This window comes from Janibacter sp. FSL W8-0316, assembly GCF_038004165.1.
Taxonomy (GTDB): Bacteria; Actinomycetota; Actinomycetes; order Actinomycetales; family Dermatophilaceae; genus Janibacter; species Janibacter indicus.
This window is the reverse complement of sequence record NZ_JBBOQX010000001.1, coordinates 1,666,219-1,685,556: the sequence shown is the minus strand read 5'-3', so window position 1 is coordinate 1,685,556 and position 19,338 is coordinate 1,666,219. Positions and strand designations below refer to the sequence as shown.

General features: G+C 66.5%; 14 protein-coding genes, 3 rRNA genes and 1 pseudogene. 12 read left to right on the top strand and 6 right to left on the bottom strand.

What is annotated here, in order from left to right; all coding sequences use genetic code 11:
* The 4 genes from NYE39_RS08280 to NYE39_RS08265 all read left to right on the top strand — a co-directional run bounded on the left by NYE39_RS08280 (position 1) and on the right by NYE39_RS08265 (position 2,262).
* Positions 1–156, top strand: coding sequence for a DUF4177 domain-containing protein (locus tag NYE39_RS08280; RefSeq protein WP_007926759.1), 156 nt, complete (start codon positions 1–3; stop codon positions 154–156).
* On the top strand, positions 156–620 hold the full coding sequence (locus NYE39_RS08275; protein ID WP_341012383.1) for a RidA family protein: 465 nt from the start codon (positions 156–158) through the stop codon (positions 618–620). The genes NYE39_RS08280 and NYE39_RS08275 overlap by 1 nt, the downstream gene beginning before the upstream one ends.
* Entirely contained in the window at positions 620–1,456 is an 837-nt protein-coding gene (locus tag NYE39_RS08270) for an NUDIX hydrolase (protein WP_341012382.1), read from the top strand. Before NYE39_RS08275 ends, NYE39_RS08270 begins: the two co-directional genes overlap by 1 nt.
* Positions 1,457–1,554: 98 nt before the next feature.
* A complete protein-coding gene (locus NYE39_RS08265) occupies positions 1,555–2,262 on the top strand; it encodes an MBL fold metallo-hydrolase (RefSeq protein ID WP_185222407.1) in 708 nt (235 codons plus the stop codon).
* 500 nt (positions 2,263–2,762) lie between these two features.
* On the opposite strand, the gene NYE39_RS08260 is transcribed toward NYE39_RS08265, so the two are convergent.
* Positions 2,763–3,440, bottom strand: coding sequence for a Crp/Fnr family transcriptional regulator (locus NYE39_RS08260; RefSeq protein ID WP_341012381.1), 678 nt, complete (start codon positions 3,438–3,440; stop codon positions 2,763–2,765).
* Positions 3,441–3,544: 104 nt separating this feature from the next.
* On the opposite strand from NYE39_RS08260, the pseudogene nth reads away from it, so the two are divergent.
* Together nth and NYE39_RS08250 are read left to right on the top strand one after the other, a co-directional pair.
* Positions 3,545–4,212 (top strand): annotated as a pseudogene (nth, locus tag NYE39_RS08255) (endonuclease III).
* The gene (locus NYE39_RS08250) at positions 4,209–4,892 is read left to right on the top strand and encodes an NUDIX hydrolase (protein ID WP_341012380.1); all 684 of its coding nucleotides are present in this window, start codon (positions 4,209–4,211) and stop codon (positions 4,890–4,892) included. Before nth ends, NYE39_RS08250 begins: the two are co-directional and overlap by 4 nt.
* On the opposite strand, the gene NYE39_RS08245 is transcribed toward NYE39_RS08250, so the two are convergent.
* Positions 4,858–5,682: an alpha/beta fold hydrolase gene (locus tag NYE39_RS08245; RefSeq protein WP_341012379.1), complete on the bottom strand. Its 825-nt coding sequence runs from the start codon at positions 5,680–5,682 to the stop codon at positions 4,858–4,860. The genes NYE39_RS08250 and NYE39_RS08245 overlap by 35 nt on opposite strands.
* 80 nt (positions 5,683–5,762) lie before the next feature.
* Complete coding sequence (locus tag NYE39_RS08240; RefSeq protein ID WP_192910824.1) at positions 5,763–6,221, bottom strand: phage holin family protein; 459 nt, start codon at positions 6,219–6,221, stop codon at positions 5,763–5,765.
* A 201-nt stretch (positions 6,222–6,422) separates the two neighbouring features.
* Here NYE39_RS08240 and NYE39_RS08235 point away from each other — a divergent pair, with 201 nt between their 5' ends.
* From NYE39_RS08235 to rrf, 4 genes are all read left to right on the top strand, one after another.
* Entirely contained in the window at positions 6,423–7,238 is an 816-nt protein-coding gene (locus NYE39_RS08235) for a glycerophosphodiester phosphodiesterase family protein (protein ID WP_341012378.1), read from the top strand.
* Positions 7,239–7,797: 559 nt separating this feature from the next.
* Positions 7,798–9,320 (top strand): 16S ribosomal RNA (locus NYE39_RS08230).
* 398 nt (positions 9,321–9,718) lie between these two features.
* A 23S ribosomal RNA gene (locus tag NYE39_RS08225) occupies positions 9,719–12,831 on the top strand.
* Positions 12,832–12,938: 107 nt separating this feature from the next.
* Positions 12,939–13,055: ribosomal RNA gene (rrf, locus tag NYE39_RS08220) — 5S ribosomal RNA — on the top strand.
* The 16S, 23S and 5S rRNA genes sit together here, the layout of an rRNA operon.
* A gap of 92 nt (positions 13,056–13,147) precedes the next feature.
* Here rrf and NYE39_RS08215 read toward each other — a convergent pair.
* Together NYE39_RS08215 and acs are read right to left on the bottom strand one after the other, a co-directional pair.
* Complete coding sequence (locus NYE39_RS08215) at positions 13,148–14,497, bottom strand: ISL3 family transposase (protein WP_234993782.1); 1,350 nt, start codon at positions 14,495–14,497, stop codon at positions 13,148–13,150.
* 197 nt (positions 14,498–14,694) lie between these two features.
* The gene (gene acs, locus NYE39_RS08210) at positions 14,695–16,626 is read right to left on the bottom strand and encodes an acetate--CoA ligase (protein ID WP_341012377.1); all 1,932 of its coding nucleotides are present in this window, start codon (positions 16,624–16,626) and stop codon (positions 14,695–14,697) included.
* A gap of 279 nt (positions 16,627–16,905) precedes the next feature.
* Here acs and NYE39_RS08205 point away from each other — a divergent pair, with 279 nt between their 5' ends.
* Together NYE39_RS08205 and NYE39_RS08200 are read left to right on the top strand one after the other, a co-directional pair.
* A complete protein-coding gene (locus NYE39_RS08205; RefSeq protein ID WP_341012376.1) occupies positions 16,906–17,832 on the top strand; it encodes a phenylalanine 4-monooxygenase in 927 nt (308 codons plus the stop codon).
* Between the two features lie 58 nt (positions 17,833–17,890).
* The gene (locus NYE39_RS08200; RefSeq protein ID WP_072625503.1) at positions 17,891–18,586 is read left to right on the top strand and encodes a hypothetical protein; all 696 of its coding nucleotides are present in this window, start codon (positions 17,891–17,893) and stop codon (positions 18,584–18,586) included.
* 55 nt (positions 18,587–18,641) lie between these two features.
* On the opposite strand, the gene NYE39_RS08195 is transcribed toward NYE39_RS08200, so the two are convergent.
* Positions 18,642–19,223 carry a TetR family transcriptional regulator gene (locus tag NYE39_RS08195; RefSeq protein ID WP_185220856.1) on the bottom strand — a complete coding sequence of 194 codons (582 nt, stop codon included), beginning with the start codon at positions 19,221–19,223 and terminating at the stop codon, positions 18,642–18,644.
* Positions 19,224–19,338: the final 115 nt, after the last annotated feature.

Genomic DNA, 19,338 nt, shown 5'->3' with positions numbered 1-19,338 from the left:
ATGACCCAGTGGGAGTACGTGACCGTGCCGCTCATCGTCCACGCGACCAAGCAGATCCTCGACCAGTGGGGCGAGGACGGCTGGGAGCTCGTCCAGGTGCTGCAGGGCGACGGGGGCAACCTCGTGGCCTACCTCAAGCGCCCCAAGGCCGCCTGATGGGCCGCATCGACGACCGGCTCGCCGAGCTGTCCATCACGCTGACCGACCCGCCCGCGCCGGCCGGCGCCTACGTCCCGGCCATCGTCGACGGTCACCACGTGCTGACCTCGGGGCAGCTGCCCCTCGTCGACGGCGCGCTCCCCGTCACCGGCCACGTCGGTGCCGAGGTCGACCCCGAGCAGGCCAAGGAGATGGCCCGCCTGTGCGCGATCAACGCGCTGGCCGCCATCCGCGGCGCCATCGGTGACCTCGACCGCGTCGAGCAGGTGGTCAAGGTTGTCGGCTTCGTCTCCAGCGCACCGGACTTCACCGGTCAGCCCGGCGTGATCAACGGCGCCAGCGAGCTCCTCGGCGAGGTCTTCGGCGCGGCCGGAGAGCACGCCCGCTCGGCCGTCGGCGTTGCGGCGCTGCCCCTCGGGACGCCCGTCGAGGTCGAGGTGACGGTCCGGATCCGCGACTGATGGTCCAGCGCGACTTCGTGCTGGGCTCGCTGCGCGAGTCTCTGCTGGGGATCGACGGCGGGGAGCCTCCGGCCGTCACCGAGCCGGCCCAGCCCAAGCTCGCGTCGACCGTCATGCTCGTGCGTGACGACGAGGGGCCGCTCGAGGTCTTCATGCTCCGGCGGGCTTCGTCGATGGCCTTCGCCCCGTCGATGCACGTCTTCCCCGGTGGTGGCGTGGACCGGGGCGACGCCGAGGACGAGCTGCCGTGGGCCGGCCCAGCGGTCGAGGAGTGGGCCGAGGTCTTCGGCACCGACGAGGCGAGCGCCCGGATGCTCGTCGCAGCGGCGATCCGGGAGATCTTCGAGGAGACCGGCGTGCTCCTCGCCTCCCCGGCCTCGGGCGAAGAGGAGAACCCTCACCTCGACCCCGCGGTCGCCGCCGACCTGCGCGCCCGCCGCGTGCGCCACGAGATCGGCTTCGGACAGGTGCTCGTCGAGCACCACCTCGTGCTGCGCAGCGACCTGCTGCGCTACCGCGGGCACTGGATCACGCCCGAGGTCGAGCCGCGTCGCTACGACACCCGGTTCTTCGTCGCGGCCGTCCCCCCGGGCCAGGAGCCCGACGGCGAGACGAGCGAGGCCGACCTGTCGGAGTGGGTGCACCCCCGCGACGTGCTCGGCGCCTTCGGCGACGGCGACGTCATGCTCATGCCGCCGACCCTCGTCTGCCTCGAGCAGCTGGCCGAGGTCAGCACGGTGAGCGCCGCGCTGGGGCAGGACCTGCCGATCGCTCCGGTCATGCCCCGTCTCGTCGAGACCGAGGCCGGCCCCGCCATGCGGGCGGAACTGCCGTGAGCGTCGCTGCTCCCGAGCCGTCCGCTCCCTTCGGTCACTGGGCCGGAGGCCAGATCACCGAGCACGCGCACTGCCTGCTCCAGGGCAACCCCGGTCCGATGACGCTCGACGGCACCAACACCTGGGTGCTCATGAGCCCCGGCGGCAGCGACGCCATCGTCATCGACCCCGGTGAGGACGAGCCCGCCCACCAGCAGCGCGTCGTCGACCACGTCGCCGGGCTCGGCGCGCGGGTCACCCGCATCGTCCTCACCCACGGGCACGCCGACCACAGCGAGGGTGCGCCCCGGCTCGCTCGGCTCACCGGCGCCCCCGTCCAGGCCGTCGGCCGAGGACACGACGACCTCTCCGACGGCGACGTCCTGCGCGCCGGAGACCTCGAGGTGCGGGTCGTGGCCACCCCCGGGCACACCGCCGACTCGGTCTCCTTCGCGCTCGCGGCCGACCACGCGCTCCTCACGGGTGACACCGTCCTCGGTCGGGGCACGACCGTCGTCGCGCACCCCGACGGCGAGCTCGCGGCCTACCTCGACTCGCTCGAACGCATCAAGGCGCTCACCGGTGACGGGGCAGTCGCCACGATCTTGCCCGGTCACGGTCCGACGGTTCCCGACGCCGCGGCGATGGTCGACTTCTATCGGGTGCACCGCCGTGAGCGGCTCGACCAGGTGCGGGCCGCCATGGCCGAGGGGGCGCGTGATGCCGACGCCGTCGTCGCGACGGTCTACGCAGACGTCGACCGCTCGGTCTGGCCGGCCGCGAAGATGTCGGTGCTCGCGCAGATGCGGTTCCTCGAGGGCGCCTGAGTCTCCTCGTCTCGCCGCCGCCGCGTCTCGATGCCCTCCCGCAGTCTCCCTCTGGGCTCCCGAAGGGGTGGGGGTGGCCCTAAGAAGAAGTCCGGCTGCTTCCCTGAACGCTCACTCCGTGTGTCGGCCGGACTTCTTCATGCGCCGCCCTGAGGAGGCGCGCCAGCGCCGTCTCGAAGGGAGTCGGGCCACCCCCACCCTTCGTCCGCATCCGCTTCTCGATCGCGGTCGAGCCACCCCCACCCTTCGTCCGCTGGCGCCTCTCGACCGCGGTTGGCCGCCCCCACCCTTCGTCCGCTGGCGCCTCTCGACCGCGGTTGGCCGCCCCGCTCTTCGTCCGCCCGTGCGTGGGCCCCCGCCGCTTTGGGTGGAGGTAAACACGCCGATGAACCTGCCGCGCGTATACCTCCACCCGATCTGGTGGGCCCCGCCCTTCGCGGCCGCAGACGCGCGAAGGGCCCGGCGCCAGAGGCGGCCGGGCCCTTCGAGGGGTGCGGGGGTCAGCGTGCGCGGCGCTGGAGGCGCTCGACGTCGGTGAGGAGGACGGCGCGGGCCTCGAGGCGCAGCCAGCCGCGCGAGGCGAAGTCCGCCAAGGCCTTGTTGACCGTCTCGCGGGAGGCGCCGACGAGCTGGGCCAGCTCCTCCTGGGTGAGGTCGTGGGCGACCATCACGCCGTCCTCGACGGGGCGGCCGAAGCGCTGGCTGAGCTCGAGCAGCGCCTTGGCCACGCGACCGGGGACGTCGGTGAAGACGAGGTCGGCGAGGTTTTCGTTGGTGCGGCGCAGACGACGGGCCAGCGCGGCGAGCAGCGTGCCGGCGATGCGCGGGTGCGCGCCGAGCACCTGGGTGAGCTGCTCGTTGCCCAGACCGATGAGCTGGGTCTCGGCGACGGCGGTCGCGGTCGCCGTGCGCGGGCCCGGGTCGAAGAGGCTCAGCTCGCCGAGCATCTCCGACGGGCCGAGGATCGCGAGCAGATTTTCGCGGCCGTCGGTGGAGGTGCGACCGAGCTTGATCTTGCCCTCGGTGATCACGTAGAGCCGGTCACCCTGATCCCCTTCGTTGAAGAGGACGTCGCCGCGCTCCATCCGCACGGGAGTCATGGACGACATCACCTGTGCGGCGTCGGCATCGTCGAGGGTCGCGAAGAGCGGGGCGCGGCGTACGACATCGAGGTTCACAGTGGGCAGTGTGCCACGTCGCTCCGCGGCAGGGGGCCTAGGCTGCGGGGGTGTCTGCCGAACGCGTCGAGTCCCCGCTCGCCCTGACCCGCCGAGCGCGGCGCATGTACCGGATGCTCCACGAGCGGTACCCCTACGCGCACTGCGAGCTCGACTTCGACACCCCGCTGCAGCTGCTCGTGGCCACGGTCCTGTCGGCGCAGACGACCGACGTGACGGTCAACAAGGTGACACCCACGCTCTTCGCGCGGTGGCCCACGGCACCCGACCTCGCCGCCGCTGACCGCACCGAGATGGAGGAGGTGCTGCGGCCGACCGGCTTCTACCGGGCCAAGACCAACTCCGTGCTCAAGCTCGCCTCCGCGATCGTCGAGGAGCACGACGGCGAGGTGCCGCCGCGCCTGGCGGACCTCGTCAAGCTGCCCGGAGTCGGCCGCAAGACGGCCAATGTCGTCCTGGGCAATGCCTTCGGGATCCCCGCATCACCGTCGACACCCACTTCGGTCGGCTGGCCCGCCGCATGGGGTGGACCGACGAGGAGGACCCGGTCAAGGTCGAGCACGCGGTCGGCGCGCTCATCCCGCGCAAGGAGTGGACGATGCTCAGCCACGTGGTGATCTTCCACGGGCGCCGCACCTGTCACGCCCGCCGGCCGGCCTGCGGTGCCTGCCCGGTCGCGCGCATCTGCCCGGCCTACGGCGCCGGCGAGACCGACCCGGACAAGGCGGCGAAGCTGCTCAAGTACGAGCTGGCACCCGGAGCCGCGCAGTGACCGCGCAGCCGATCGCCCCCGACTGGTTGCTCCGGGCCGAGTCCGCGTTGCGCGCCGACCTGCCCGAGTGGTTCACGCAGTTCGCGCCGCCGCAGGACCCGCCGCGGCGCTCGGCGGTCCTCATGCTCGTCACGCCGGGGACGTCGGGCCACGAGATCGTCCTCACCGAGCGGTCGCGCCATCTGCGCAGCCATGCCAGTCAGGTCTCCTTCCCGGGCGGCAAGCTCGACCCGGGTGAGACCCCGGTCGAGGCCGCGTTGCGCGAGACGTGGGAGGAGGTAGGTGCCGACCCCGAGGGCATCGAGGTCGTCGGGTCCTTCCCCGACCTGTGGCTGGGCCCGAGCAGCAATGCGGTGACCCCGGTCCTCGGCTGGTGGCCGCAGCCGGGCCCCCTTCGCGTCGTCGACCCCGGCGAGGTGGCCCGGGTCGAGAGCATCCCCGTGGACGACCTCGTCGACCCGGCCAACCGGTTCACGGTCAAGGGCCCGAGTGGATACGTCGGCCCCGGCTTCGAGGTGGCGGACCTCTTCGTCTGGGGCTTCACGGCCCAGCTGCTGAGCGTCCTCCTCGATGCGGCGGGTCTGACCCGCCCCTGGGACGAAGGGAGACGACGTCGCCTCCCGTGGCGGGTCGTGCGCCCCTACCTCACGCAGGGAGCGCGGCGGCCAACCACGAGATGAGGGCCGACCCGACCTCGTCGGGCGCCTCCTCGGCAAGGAACTGGCCGACTCCCGGCACGGCCGAGCGGGCCAGCGGGCCCCGGACGAAGCGGTCGCTCTCCTGACCCATGACCAGCAACGACGTCGGGTCGGCCTCGCCGTGCAGGTGGAGCACCGGCACCTCGATCGGCTCCTGCACGCGGTGCAGGTAACGCAGCCCCGTCGGGGTCAGTCGGCACCGGTAGAACCACCGGTGGTACTCGGCGGCGGCCTGCCCGGCGAAGGGGACGGACATCGCCTCCGTGTAGCGTTCGCCGACCTCGTCGGTGATCCACGACGTGTCCGGCCCGGACCAGGAGCGCAGACGGCGCTCGACGGTCAGTGGCTGACGCTCGGAGGCGAAGGGGGCCTGCATGGCCCGCAGGTACTGGTTGGCCCGCCACTGCAGGGGATGCCGCCACATGGCGCGGTGGAAGACCGCCGGGTGCGGCATGGCGAGCGGAGCGATCGCCGTCGTGACCGAGGGGTGGTGCGTGGGCATGCTCCACGCGATCCACGCGCCGAGCCCCTGACCGACGACGGCGGCGCGGCCGGCGCCGAGACTGCGCGTGATCGCGGCGAGGTCGTCGCAGGCCGTCGGGGCGTCGTAGCCGCTCGGCGGCTTGTCACTGGCCCCGAAGCCGCGCAGGTCGACGGCGGCGACGCGGTAGCCGGCGTGTGCGAGGGCCGGGATCTGGTGACGCCAGGTCCACCAGAACTGCGGGTACCCGTGGACGAGGACCACGAGCGGGCCGCTCCCGGCAAGGGCCACGTGGAAGCGGGCGCCGTTCGCCGAGACGAAGCGGTGCTCCCACGGGCCCTCGACGAGGGCGGCCGCAGCGTCGGGCGGGTTCAGCTGCCCGGCTTGATCGCGGCGACGGTCTCCTGTGCGTTGCGGATCGCGCGCTGCGGGACGGTGTTGTCCTTCGCCTTCATCAGGGCCTTGTAGCCCAGCAGACCGAGGGCCGCGGCGAGGAGGAGCAGGACGACCGTGATGATCAGGTAGCCCGCCCACACCGGCAGCCAGATCGCGATGACCCGGGCCAGGGTGTGGAAGAGGAAGATCAGGCCGAGCAGCCCGAGGAATGCGGCGCCGCCGAGCAGGCCGGCGCCCTTGCCGCCGAAGCCCAGGCCCTTGGTGACCTCGGCCTTGGCCAGCTGGATCTCGTTCTGCACGAGTGCGGAGATGTCGTGCGAGGCGTCGGCGACGAGCTGGCCGACGGTGCGCTCGGTCTCCCCGGGGGCGGGCTGACCGACGGGACGTCGCGTCACGGGGTCGGTGCTGCCGGTGCGGGCGTGATCGTTGCTCATGCTGCTCCTGCTCGTGTGGACGTGGACCTGCCACCACGGGTGGCCTTGTTCGTTCGCCAGCCTACCCACGAGTTCCCCGCGGGCGACGTCACCGGGCCGCGGCGACGGCACGGCAACGGCACGTGGAAGTCCCGGTGAACCCTCGGCCCCACCGGCCCGTTGTGGACACATCCGGTGGCGAAGGGGGTCCACCATCGAGTCATGAGCTACGGCGAGGAGACCGAGCCCCTGGCGATCGCCCACCGCGGTGGGGCGGCTCTGGGACCCGAGAACACCCTGGCGGCCTTCGCCATGTCGACGGCGCTCGGCCTGCGCTACCTCGAGTCGGATGTCCGGCTCACGGCCGACGGGCACCTCGTGTGCTTCCACGACGAGACCCTCGACCGGATCACGACCGGAAGGGGGCGGATCGGCGCCCGGACCCTCGGCGACCTCGACCGACACGTCCGGGTCGGCGGCAGCGAGCGGATCCCCACCCTCGAGGAGGCGCTCCTGACCTTCCCCGAGGCGCGCTTCACGGTCGACCTGAAGGACCGTGCGGCCATCGCGCCGATGGCCCGCCTCCTCCAGCGTCGCGACTTCGCCGAGCGGGTGTGCGTGGCCGGCGCGTGGGACGGCTGGCTCCAGTTGCTCGCATCGCAGGCACCGCACCTTCGCACCGCACTGGGATGGCGCTCGCTCGTTGCGCTCATCTCTGCGGCGAAGGCCGGCGTCCAGCCGCCGGCCGCCGCGGTGCGGGGCCGCTTCGCCCACGTCCCGGTCCAGCTGGGCCGGTTGCCGATCCACTCGGCGTCCCTGGTGCGACGCGCTCACCGACTCGGGGTGCGTGTCGTTGTGTGGACCGTCGACGACCCGGAGCAGATGCACGAGCTGCTCGACATGGGGGTCGACGGGATCATCACCGACCGTCCGGACCTGCTGCGCGCAGTGATGATCCAGCGGGGCACCTGGGCGCCGATGCGCGGTCGGATGCCCGCCGGCGGAGGCGATTTGGCGTCCGCGGCATCGGTGATCTAGTGTTCTCGACGTCAGCCCGAGAGGGAGGAACGGACACCAAGCGGTGACTCGCAAGAGTCACACCAGGCAGGCCGGTCCCGCAAGCTGACAGCCCCCATCCGAGTTACTCGGATCCGGCCGATCAGGTCGGAACCGCGGATTTGGAACCGAGCAGCTCCGCTGCTACGGTGGGTCACCGCTGAAGATCCAAGCGTGATCAACGACGGCCGCTCCAAGAGCGGATCACGAAGTTGGCGCCCAAGCATGGACAGTGGTAAGTTATAGAAGTTGCCCCTTGAAGTACTGGCCGGTTGGTTGGTGGTGATGGGTGTGCGTGTGAATCTTGAGAACTCAACAGCGTGTCAAAAATCGATGCCAATACCTCGTCTTGGCTGATTGTGCCCTTGCCTTTGTGGGTGTGGGTGTGGTTGGTCGGATGATTTTTTTCCTTTGGTTGACAATGAATTAACACAGCGATTGCGCTGGTTGTTCTTGCTCAGTCATGGTTCAGCCCTTTGTTGGGTTATTGATTGGCCCTGGTGCTTGCTGCTTTTGGTGGTGGGTGTTGGGGTGTTGATCATCAACGGAGAGTTTGATCCTGGCTCAGGACGAACGCTGGCGGCGTGCTTAACACATGCAAGTCGAACGGTGAAGCTCCAGCTTGCTGGAGTGGATCAGTGGCGAACGGGTGAGTAACACGTGAGCAACCTGCCCCTGACTCTGGAATAAGCGCTGGAAACGGCGTCTAATACTGGATACGAGAAGGGTCCGCATGGGCACTTTCTGGAAAGTTTTTCGGTTGGGGATGGGCTCGCGGCCTATCAGCTTGTTGGTGAGGTAATGGCTCACCAAGGCGACGACGGGTAGCCGGCCTGAGAGGGCGACCGGCCACACTGGGACTGAGACACGGCCCAGACTCCTACGGGAGGCAGCAGTGGGGAATATTGCACAATGGGCGAAAGCCTGATGCAGCGACGCCGCGTGAGGGATGACGGCCTTCGGGTTGTAAACCTCTTTCAGCAGGGAAGAAGCGAAAGTGACGGTACCTGCAGAAGAAGCACCGGCTAACTACGTGCCAGCAGCCGCGGTAATACGTAGGGTGCGAGCGTTGTCCGGAATTATTGGGCGTAAAGAGCTTGTAGGCGGTTTGTCGCGTCTGCTGTGAAAATCCGGGGCTCAACCCCGGACTTGCAGTGGGTACGGGCAGACTAGAGTGTGGTAGGGGAGACTGGAATTCCTGGTGTAGCGGTGAAATGCGCAGATATCAGGAGGAACACCGATGGCGAAGGCAGGTCTCTGGGCCACTACTGACGCTGAGAAGCGAAAGCATGGGGAGCGAACAGGATTAGATACCCTGGTAGTCCATGCCGTAAACGTTGGGCGCTAGGTGTGGGACTCATTCCACGAGTTCCGTGCCGCAGCTAACGCATTAAGCGCCCCGCCTGGGGAGTACGGCCGCAAGGCTAAAACTCAAAGGAATTGACGGGGGCCCGCACAAGCGGCGGAGCATGCGGATTAATTCGATGCAACGCGAAGAACCTTACCAAGGCTTGACATATACCGGAAACTTCCAGAGATGGTTGCCCCCTTTGGGTCGGTATACAGGTGGTGCATGGTTGTCGTCAGCTCGTGTCGTGAGATGTTGGGTTAAGTCCCGCAACGAGCGCAACCCTCGTTCTATGTTGCCAGCACGTTATGGTGGGGACTCATGGAAGACTGCCGGGGTCAACTCGGAGGAAGGTGGGGATGACGTCAAATCATCATGCCCCTTATGTCTTGGGCTTCACGCATGCTACAATGGCCGGTACAAAGGGCTGCGATGCCGTAAGGTGGAGCGAATCCCAAAAAACCGGTCTCAGTTCGGATTGGGGTCTGCAACTCGACCCCATGAAGTCGGAGTCGCTAGTAATCGCAGATCAGCAACGCTGCGGTGAATACGTTCCCGGGCCTTGTACACACCGCCCGTCAAGTCACGAAAGTCGGTAACACCCGAAGCCGGTGGCCCAACCCTTGTGGGGGGAGCCGTCGAAGGTGGGACTGGCGATTGGGACTAAGTCGTAACAAGGTAGCCGTACCGGAAGGTGCGGCTGGATCACCTCCTTTCTAAGGAGCTCTGGCCACCGTTGGGTGGTCCAGGACCTATTTCGCCGGCGAGTGTTCGGCGGTAGGTGCTCATGGGTGGAACATCGATTATTTGGCATTGTGCTTCTGAGTGGGTCGAGTACCTGCCGGGTATCTGCTGGTTTTTTGCTGGTGGGTGTGTGGTGGTGGAAAGTGGCTGGCTTGGGGGTGGGGTGTCTGACACGTTGTTGGGTCCTGAGGGTTCACGCGAGTGAAGCTTCATGGACCACGACCTCGACGATTTCGGTTGTTGGGGTTGGGTTGTGGGCCTTGCCTGGTCTGCATACTGCTCCCCTGTGGGGGTGGGTGTGGCTGGTTGGTGGGGTTGCCGCCCGTATGTTGAGAACTACACAGTGGACGCGAGCATCTTTATCTTTGTGGCTCAAGTTTTTAAGGGCGCACGGTGGATGCCTTGGCACCAGGAACCGAAGAAGGACGTAGGAATCTGCGATAAGCCTCGGGGAGTCGATAACCAGACTTTGATCCGAGGATTTCCGAATGGGGAAACCCGGCTGGAGGCAAGTCCAGTCACTCCTGTCTGAATATATAGGGCAGGTAGAGGGAACGCGGGGAAGTGAAACATCTCAGTACCCGCAGGAAGAGAAAACAATAGTGATTCCGTGAGTAGTGGCGAGCGAAAGCGGATGAGGCCAAACCGGGTCTGTGTGATAGCTGTCAGGCGTTGCAGGTTCGGGGTTGTGGGGCTTTCTGTTCCAGGACTGACATTCTGGGCTGGAGTAAGAAATTCATGTCATAGTCGAAGAGTCTTGAATGGCTCGGCATAGAGGGTGCGACCCCCGTAGACGAAATGGTGTGGACTCCAGATGATTGTTCCCAAGTAGCACGGGGCCCGTGAAATCTCGTGTGAATCTGGCGGGACCACCCGCTAAGCCTAAATATTCCCTGGTGACCGATAGCGGACAAGTACCGTGAGGGAAAGGTGAAAAGTACCCCGGGAGGGGAGTGAAATAGATCCTGAAACCGTGCGCTTACAATCCGTCGGAGCCTCCTTGTGGGGTGACGGCGTGCCTTTTGAAGAATGAGCCTGCGAGTTAGTGCTCAGTGGCGAGGTTAACCCGTGTGGGGAAGCCGTAGCGAAAGCGAGTCCGAATAGGGCGAATGAGTCGCTGGGTCTAGACCCGAAGCGGAGTGATCTACCCATGGCCAGGTTGAAGCGACGGTAAGACGTCGTGGAGGACCGAACCCACTTAGGTTGAAAACTGAGGGGATGAGCTGTGGGTAGGGGTGAAAGGCCAATCAAACTCCGTGATAGCTGGTTCTCCCCGAAATGCATTTAGGTGCAGCGTCACGTGTTTCTTACCGGAGGTAGAGCTACTGGATAGCCGATGGGCCTCACCAGGTTACTGACGTTAGCCAAACTCCGAATGCCGGTAAGTGAGAGCGTGGCAGTGAGACTGCGGGGGATAAGCTCCGTAGTCGAGAGGGAAACAGCCCAGATCACCAGCTAAGGTCCCTAAGCGTGTGCTAAGTGGAAAAGGATGTGGAGTTGCCGTGACAACCAGGAGGTTGGCTTAGAAGCAGCCACCCTTTAAAGAGTGCGTAATAGCTCACTGGTCAAGTGATTCCGCGCCGACAATGTAGCGGGGCTCAAGCACACCACCGAAGCTGTGGCATTGACACACTGCTCGGCACCCTTGTGGTGTCCAGGCGTGTTGATGGGTAGGGGAGCGTCGTGTGGCGAGTGAAGCGGCGGAGTGATCCAGTCGTGGATGCCACACGAGTGAGAATGCAGGCATGAGTAGCGAATGACGGGTGAGAAACCCGTCCGCCGAATAACCAAGGGTTCCAGGGTCAAGCTAATCTGCCCTGGGTAAGTCGGGACCTAAGGCGAGGCCGACAGGCGTAGTCGATGGACATCCGGTTGATATTCCGGAACCGGCGAAGAACCGCCCATGATGAATCCAGTGATGCTAAGCGCCTGAAGCTCACCGTTAGATGCCCTTCGGGGTGTCGCTGGTGGGTGGAACGCGTGACCCGAGCTGGTAGTAGTCAAGTGATGGGGAGACGCAGGAAGGTAGCCTCCGCGTGGCGATGGTTGTCCACGTCCAAGGGTGTAGGGAGTCAGGTAGGCAAATCCGCCTGGCACGTATCCTGAGACCTGATGGTGACCGCTTTAGCGGGAAGCAGGGTGATCCTATGCTGCCGAGAAAATCCTCTAGCGAGGTTCGAGCCGCCCGTACCCCAAACCGACTCAGGTGGTTAGGTAGAGAATACCAAGGCGATCGAGTGAATCGTGGTTAAGGAATTCGGCAAAATGCCCCCGTAACTTCGGGAGAAGGGGGGCCTGGACCCTGAAGCTCTTTACGGGCTAGGGGAAAGGGCCGCAGAGACCAGGGAGAAGCGACTGTTTACTAAAAACACAGGTCCGTGCGAAGTCGCAAGACGATGTATACGGACTGACGCCTGCCCGGTGCTGGAAGGTTAAGAGGACCGGTTAGCCCTTTGGGCGAAGCTGAGAATTTAAGCCCCAGTAAACGGCGGTGGTAACTATAACCATCCTAAGGTAGCGAAATTCCTTGTCGGGTAAGTTCCGACCTGCACGAATGGCGTAACGACTTCTCCACTGTCTCAACCGCGAACTCGGCGAAATTGCACTACGAGTAAAGATGCTCGTTACGCGCAGCAGGACGGAAAGACCCCGGGACCTTCACTATAGCTTGGTATTGGTGATCGGGACGGCTTGTGTAGGATAGGTGGGAGACTGTGAAGCATGCACGCCAGTGTGTGTGGAGTCATCGTTGAAATACCACTCTGGTCGTTCTGGTTATCTAACCTCGGTCCGTGATCCGGATCAGGGACATTGCCTGGTGGGTAGTTTAACTGGGGCGGTTGCCTCCTAAAATGTAACGGAGGCGCTCAAAGGTTCCCTCAGCCTGGTTGGCAATCAGGTGGCGAGTGCAAGTGTACAAGGGAGCTTGACTGCGAGACAGACATGTCGAGCAGGGACGAAAGTCGGAACTAGTGACCCGACGGTGGCTTGTGGAAGCGCCGTCGCTCAACGGATAAAAGGTACCCCGGGGATAACAGGCTGATCTTCCCCAAGAGTCCATATCGACGGGATGGTTTGGCACCTCGATGTCGGCTCGTCGCATCCTGGGGGTGGAGTAGCTCCCAAGGGTTGGGCTGTTCGCCCATTAAAGCGGCACGCGAGCTGGGTTTAGAACGTCGTGAGACAGTTCGGTCCCTATCCGCTGTGCGCGTAGGAAACTTGAGAGAGGCTGACCTTAGTACGAGAGGACCGGGTTGGACGAACCTCTGGTGTGTGAGTTGTTCTGCCAAGGGCACCGCTCATTAGCTACGTTCGGGAGTGATAACCGCTGAAAGCATCTAAGCGGGAAGCATGTCTCAAGATGAGGTTTCCATGAACTACGGTTCGAGAGGCTCCCAGTAGACTACTGGGTTGATAGGCCAGATGTGGAAGTGCAGCAATGCATGGAGCTGACTGGTACTAATAAGCCGATAACTTGATACACAACACAACCTTGTTGCGTTAAAGAAGAACGAAGATTGTTCGCGTCCACTGTGCAGTTCCCGAGATACGGTCGGGACACGATGATTGTCCACGCATTTCCATAGAGTTACGGCTGTTATAGCGAAGGGGAAACGCCCGGTCCCATTCCGAACCCGGAAGCTAAGCCCTTCAGCGCCGATGGTACTGCACTGGTGACGGTGTGGGAGAGTAGGACGCAGCCGGACAAACATTCACGAAAGCCCCCCAGCCACCACGCTGGGGGGCTTTCGCCATTCCAGGCACACGTGGGTGATGGCTCGGAGCCATTGCCGGCTCTTCACCGATGAGTGTGGGGTCGTAGGTTGAGGCCGCCGCCGATGAGGAGCATGCGGAGGCGGTAGTTGTCGCGGTTGCGAAAGCCGCGGGCTACGCGGCGGTGGAGCTCAATGAGGCCGTTGATGGCTTCGGTGCCGCCGTTGTTGGCGCCGTTGGTGTCGAAGTAGCCGAGGAACTCGCGGCGCCAGGTGTTCAGGGTCTTGCCCAGGCGGGCGACCTCGGGGATCGGGCATGAGGCGAAGGTGTCGAGGATCTTCTCGGCGACCGCTCGCCCGGCAGCATGAGTGGCCTGGTGGTAGGCGGAGCGGACCTGCTGGGCGCACACCCAGGCGACCTCGACCTCGAGGTGGCGTTCGTCGGCAGCCCACGCCGCCTCGAGCCGGGCGCGTTGTCGCTCGGTGAGGTTCTCGGCGCCGGCGCGCAGGATGTTGCGGATCCGGTACAGCGGGTCGTTCTTGCGGCCTCGGTGGCCGTGGATCTGCTGCTGGACACGTCGGCGGACGTCGTCGACGACGGCGGTGGCGAGCTTGACGACGTGGAAGGCGTCCAGGACCGAGCGGGCGTCCTCGAGCTGGTCGTCGATCGCGTTCTTGTACCCGTGGAACGGGTCCAGCGTGGCCACCTCGACCCGGGCTCGGAAGGCCTGGCCGCGCTGGTCGAGCCAGTCCTTGTACACGGCGCCGGAGCGACCCGGGACGAGGTCGAGCAGCCGGGCCCTGGTGCGCCCGCCCGCATCACGGGTCAGGTCGACCATCCCGGTCAGCTCCTTCGGGCCGCGTCCGCCGTCCTCGATCGGCTTGGTCGAGACGTGATGCCACACATGTTCATCGACCCCGAGGATCGCGACCCCCTCGAAGCGCGACACGTCGTCGGCTGCGGCCTGCAGCAGCGGCCGGATCGACTCCCACACGGTCCGCCACCCTGTCCCGAGCTGGCGCCGTACCCCGTTGACGCTGGCGTGCTCGCGGCGGATCTGCTCGATCGCCCACCGGCACGCCCGGGCCGTCAACAACCCGCGAGGCGTCGCGACAGCGTCGTCCTGCTCCACGAACGAGCCGACCCCGCACGCGGGCTCCAGGCACAGCCAGCGGCGCTTGCGCCAGATGATCCGCACCGGCCGGCCAAACGCCGGCGCGTCGACCAGGCGCACCTCCACCCGTCCGTGGCCGCGGGCGATGACCCCGCAGGAGCGGCATCCCATCGGCTCCGGAGCCGACTCCACCGTCACGACTAACCGGTCGTCACCGTGCTGCTCGACAGCGATCACATGCAGCCCGGGTAGTCCGACGAGCACGTCGCAACGGTCGCAGTAGCCGCCGCGCACACGGCAGCACAACGTAGGCTCGGGCATCGTCGAGGTCCTTGCGATCAGGAGAGGTAAGAGTCCTCTGATCTTCGAGGGCCTCGACCCTTTCCACCCTTACCCCACGCCCCGGCGCGTCGCGCTCACCCCACACTCATCGGTGAAGAGCCCCATTGCCCAGCTCGAGGCACACGAAGAGGGCCCCACCAACTCGGTGGGGCCCTCTTCGTCGCTCTGCGCCTCGGTCAGTCGCCTGAGGGCTTGGCCATGCCGTCCTTGATGAGGTTCATGACGGATGAGTCCGCCAGGGTCGTCACATCACCGACCTCACGGTTCTCGGCGACGTCCTTGAGCAGCCGGCGCATGATCTTGCCCGAGCGGGTCTTGGGCAGCTCGTCGACGATCATGATCTGCCGTGGCTTGGCGATCGGGCCGATCTGCTGGCCGACGTGGTTGCGCAGCTCCTGGACGAGCTCGTCACCCTCGGCTCCTCCGGTCTCTCCGTCCTGGCGCAGGATGGCAAAGGCCACGACCGCCTGACCGGTGGTCTCGTCACTGGCACCGACGACGGCCGCCTCCGCGACCCGGGGGTGCGAGACGAGCGCCGACTCGATCTCGGCCGTCGAGAGCCGGTGGCCGGAGACGTTCATGACGTCGTCGACCCGCCCGAGGATCCAGATGTTGCCGTCGGCGTCGTACTTGGCGCCGTCGCCCGCGAAGTAGTACTCCGGGCCGAAGCGGCTCCAGTAGGTGTCCTTGTAGCGCTCCGGGTCGCCCCAGATGCCGCGGAGCATCGAGGGCCAGGGCTTGGTGAGGACGAGGTAGCCGACCTGCTCGGGCTCGGTGAGCGGCTGCCCCTCGTCATCGAGGATCTCGGCGCTGATGCCGGGGATCGGTCGCTGGGAGCTGCCCGGCTCGAGGGTGGTGACCCCGGGGAGGGGGGAGTTCATGATGGCGCCCGTCTCCGTCTGCCACCACGTGTCGACGATCGGGGCGCTGCCGCCGCCGATGTGCTCGCGGTACCAGCGCCAGGCCTCGGGGTTGATCGGCTCCCCGACGGACCCGAGGACGCGGATCGACGACAGGTCGTACTTGGCGGGGATGTCCGCGCCCCACTTCATGAAGGTGCGGATCGCCGTGGGAGCCGTGTAGAGGATGCTCACCTTGTACTTCTCGACGATCTCCCAGAAGACGCCCTGGTGCGGGCTGTCGGGGGTGCCCTCGAAGAGCACCTGGGTCGCGCCGTTGGCGAGGGGGCCGTAGACGATGTAGCTGTGGCCGGTCACCCACCCGATGTCGGCAGTGCACCAGTAGACGTCAGTCTCCGGGTGGACGTCGTGGACGACGGCATTGGTGTAGGCGCACTGGGTGAGGTAGCCGCCCGTCGTGTGCAGGATCCCCTTGGGCTTCCCGGTCGTGCCGGAGGTGTAGAGGATGAAGAGCGGGTGCTCGCTGTCGTGCGCCGGAGCCTCGTGCTGGTCGGAGGCGCTGTCGACGACGTCGTGCCACCACACGTCGCGCTCGTCGTGCCACTCGACGTCTATGCCGGTGCGCTTGACGACGAGCACCTTGCCGGCGGTCGTGCCGGGCACGGCCCGGTCGACGGCCTCCTTGAGCGGCATCGCCTTGCCCTTGCGGAACTGGCCGTCGGAGGTGATGACGAGCTTGGCCTCGCCGTCCTCGATGCGTGCCTTGAGCGCGTCGGAGGAGAAGCCTCCGAAGACCACCGAGTGCGGGGCACCGATGCGGGCGCAAGCGAGCATGGCGATGACGGCCTCGGGGATCATCGGCATGTAGATGGCGACGCGGTCCCCCTTCGTCACGCCGAGGGACTCGAGGGCATTGGCTGCCTTGCTCACCTCACGCAGGAGGTCGGCGTAGGTGATGGTGCGGTCGTCGCCGTTGGCGCCGACGACGTGCAGGGCCACCCGGTCGCCGTTGCCGGCCTCGACATGGCGGTCGACGCAGTTGTAGCTGGCGTTGAGCTCACCGCCGACGAACCACTTGGCGAAGGGGGCGTCACTCCAGTCGAGGGTGGTGCCGAAGTCCTGGCTCCACGTGACGTACTCCCTGGCCCTGGCGGCCCAGAAGGCCTCGTGGTCGGCAGCCTCGTCGTAGAGCGAGGCCTGACCCACGGCCTGCTCGGTGAACTCGGGGGTGGGGGCGTAGTCCGTCACATGTCCTCCTCGTCGAGTGGCCGCGCTCCGTCGCGCGGACCTGTGTCCACCACCTAGCCTCTCCTGCGCCCGTCAGGAGCACAACGGCGGGGTCCCACGACGTCGCCGGACGCGGCCCGTCGCACGACGAGCGGTCCTGAAGAAGGGGGTGGGCACAGTGCGCAGCGGTGAGCGGACCTCCCTTCGCCTCGGGTGTGCACAATGCCCAGCGTGTCGCGGAACCGTGGTGCACTCAGCGGCCATCTGCGACCGTGGGGTGATCACAAGGAGGTGGTTGACGTGTTCACCGAGGGACAGCTGTACTCGCCCGTCACCGAGCACGAGGACGGGACCGTCGAGGTCCATCTTGCGGACACGCACCCGGGGCGCGACGACGCGCACTACCTGCGCCGACGCGGCGAGATCGCCGGCGCCGCGCTCGGCTGGGACCGCGGGCACGAGCCGGTGCCGACCATCGACTACACCGACGCCGAGCACGACATCTGGCGCCGGGTGAGTGCCGAGCTCGCTCCGCTGCACGAGCGCCACGCCCACCGTGAGTACCTCGAGGCCAAGGTACGGCTGGACCTGCCGACGGATCACGTGCCCCAGCTGGCCGAGGTGAGCGAGCGGCTCGTGCCCATCACCGACTGGTCCTACGTCTGTGCGCCCGGTCTGGTCCCGTTGCGCGACTTCTATGCCGACCTGGGGGCCCGCACCTTCAACTCCACGCAGTACCTCAGGCATGGCAGCGAGCCGCTCTACACGCCCGAGCCGGACATCATCCACGAGGTCATCGGGCACGCCAACCAGCTCGCCAGCCCCCGTCTGGCCGCGATCACCGAGGCCGCGGGCCGGGCCTCGTTGCGTCTGCAGACCGACGAGGCCATGAAGCTCGTGGCCGACGTCTTCTGGTTCTCGATCGAGTTCGGGGTCATGCACGAGGGGAGCGACCTCAAGGCCTACGGAGCCGGGATCCTCTCGAGCTATGGCGAGATCCAGGAGTTCGGGCAGATGGAGATCCGCGAGCTCGACCTCGCCGACATGGGCACCCTCAACTACGACATCACCGCCTACCAGCCGGTGCTCTTCGCCGCCCGGTCGATCGACCACCTCGAGGACGTCGTCGGCGACTTCTTCGCGACCGTCGACGACGAGGCGGCCGCAGCGCTGCGCCACGAGGCCGTGCGCAGGGGACTGCTCCCCGTGTCAGCCGCGACGGGCTGACCGCTAGCGTCCTCGTCAGGGAGGGGGCAGTACCCCTCGACGAGAAGGGAATTCCGTCATGACGAGCCGACGCATGCGAGCCGCAGGGCTCCTGGCAGCCGCCGCCCTGGGCTTGACCGCCTGTGGCTCCGACGAGGCCACGGACGCGACGCCGAGCAGCTCGGCGACGAGCGACAGCGCGTCCCCGAGCGAGGAGACCTCGGCCGAGGAGACTCCCGCGCAGGAGACCACGAGCGAGGACACGACGTCGCCCGAGTCCGAGGAGGACAGCGACGACGCTCCAGCGGCGGAGCTCACCAAGCCCGGGACCGAGCTCAAGCTCGGCGAGACCGCGGTGATCCCGCAGGGCGACGACGGCGCGACCCTCGAGCTGACGGTCACCGAGGTCACCAAGGGGTCGAGTGCCGACCTGTCGCAGCTCAAGGACGCCGACAAGTACAAGGGCTACACGCCGGTCTACGTGCAGTACACGATGACCGGGACCGACTCCTCCGCGGACCTCGGCGGCGACGTCCTCGATGATGTCGACCCGATCACCAGCGATGGCCGCAAGGCGTCCACCCTCGTCATCATCGGCACCTCGCCCTTCGCCAAGTGCGACCGCAACTCGGTGCCTGACGACTTCGGCCCCGGCGACACCGAGACCACCTGCGACGTCGCGATGGTCCAGGGCGGCCAGGAGGTCAGCGGGGCGCAGTACTCGCCCTACGACGGTGACTACGCCGACGATGGCGCGATCGTCTGGACGAAGTGACGCACCGACACGCCTGACGTGCGAAGGGGGAGGCCGCGGCCTCCCCCTTCGCACGTCATGGTAGGAGCGCCTCGATGCCCGAGACGAGGATGCGCAGACCGGTGCCGAAGTCGCTCGGCTCGCGCTCGGCGGTGAGGATCCCCGAGCGCGCGGCCACGTCGTGCGACTGCTCGTCGTAGGCGTGCCCGTAGACGAAGTGCAGCAGCGTGCGTGCGGCGGTCGGCGCTACGGCCGGGGAGATGCCGGCCTCGCGCAGCAGGAGGGACAGCTCGTCGAAGGGGGTCTGCCCGCCCATCCCGAAGGCCCACATGCTCATCACGAGGTCCGCCCCGTCGGGGTAGGCGGTGACTGCTGCGTGCAGCTGCGTGCAGCGCTCCTGCACCCGCGCCTGCCAGGGGGCGTCGTCGGGTGTCGACGGGCGCGGGGCGCGCGCGAGGATCTCGTCGGCCACGGCTCCGAGCATCGCCTGCTTGTTGGCGAAGTGGTGGTACAGCGCGCTCTGCTGCACCCCGAGCTCGGTGCCGATGGCGCGCATCGTCAGGTCGGGCAGGCCGACCCGGGAGAGCAGGCCGAGGGCGGTGGCGACGATCCGCTCGTGGGAGAGCGGCTGCTGGCGGGTCCGTCGCGTCGGCGGCACGGGCGCTCCCTTCGAGCGGGTCGAGATCGGGGGTCCAGTTGACCACACGTGATCGAGGGCCCTAATCTGAACGCCGTTCACTTGGGTGAACGGCGTTCATTCACATGAGGGGAAT

What these genes read in the sequence shown, in the direction of transcription:
- NYE39_RS08275 (WP_341012383.1), top strand. Translation starts at nt 156, where the DNA reads ATGGGCCGCATCGACGACCGGCTCGCCGAGCTGTCCATCACGCTGACC.
- NYE39_RS08235 (WP_341012378.1), top strand. Translation starts at nt 6,423, where the DNA reads ATGAGCTACGGCGAGGAGACCGAGCCCCTGGCGATCGCCCACCGCGGT.
- NYE39_RS08240 (WP_192910824.1), bottom strand. Translation starts at nt 6,221, where the DNA reads ATGAGCAACGATCACGCCCGCACCGGCAGCACCGACCCCGTGACGCGA.
- NYE39_RS08265 (WP_185222407.1), top strand. Translation starts at nt 1,555, where the DNA reads ATGACGCTCGACGGCACCAACACCTGGGTGCTCATGAGCCCCGGCGGC.
- NYE39_RS08270 (WP_341012382.1), top strand. Translation starts at nt 620, where the DNA reads ATGGTCCAGCGCGACTTCGTGCTGGGCTCGCTGCGCGAGTCTCTGCTG.
- NYE39_RS08280 (WP_007926759.1), top strand. Translation starts at nt 1, where the DNA reads ATGACCCAGTGGGAGTACGTGACCGTGCCGCTCATCGTCCACGCGACC.
- NYE39_RS08200 (WP_072625503.1), top strand. Translation starts at nt 17,891, where the DNA reads ATGACGAGCCGACGCATGCGAGCCGCAGGGCTCCTGGCAGCCGCCGCC.
- NYE39_RS08215 (WP_234993782.1), bottom strand. Translation starts at nt 14,497, where the DNA reads ATGCCCGAGCCTACGTTGTGCTGCCGTGTGCGCGGCGGCTACTGCGAC.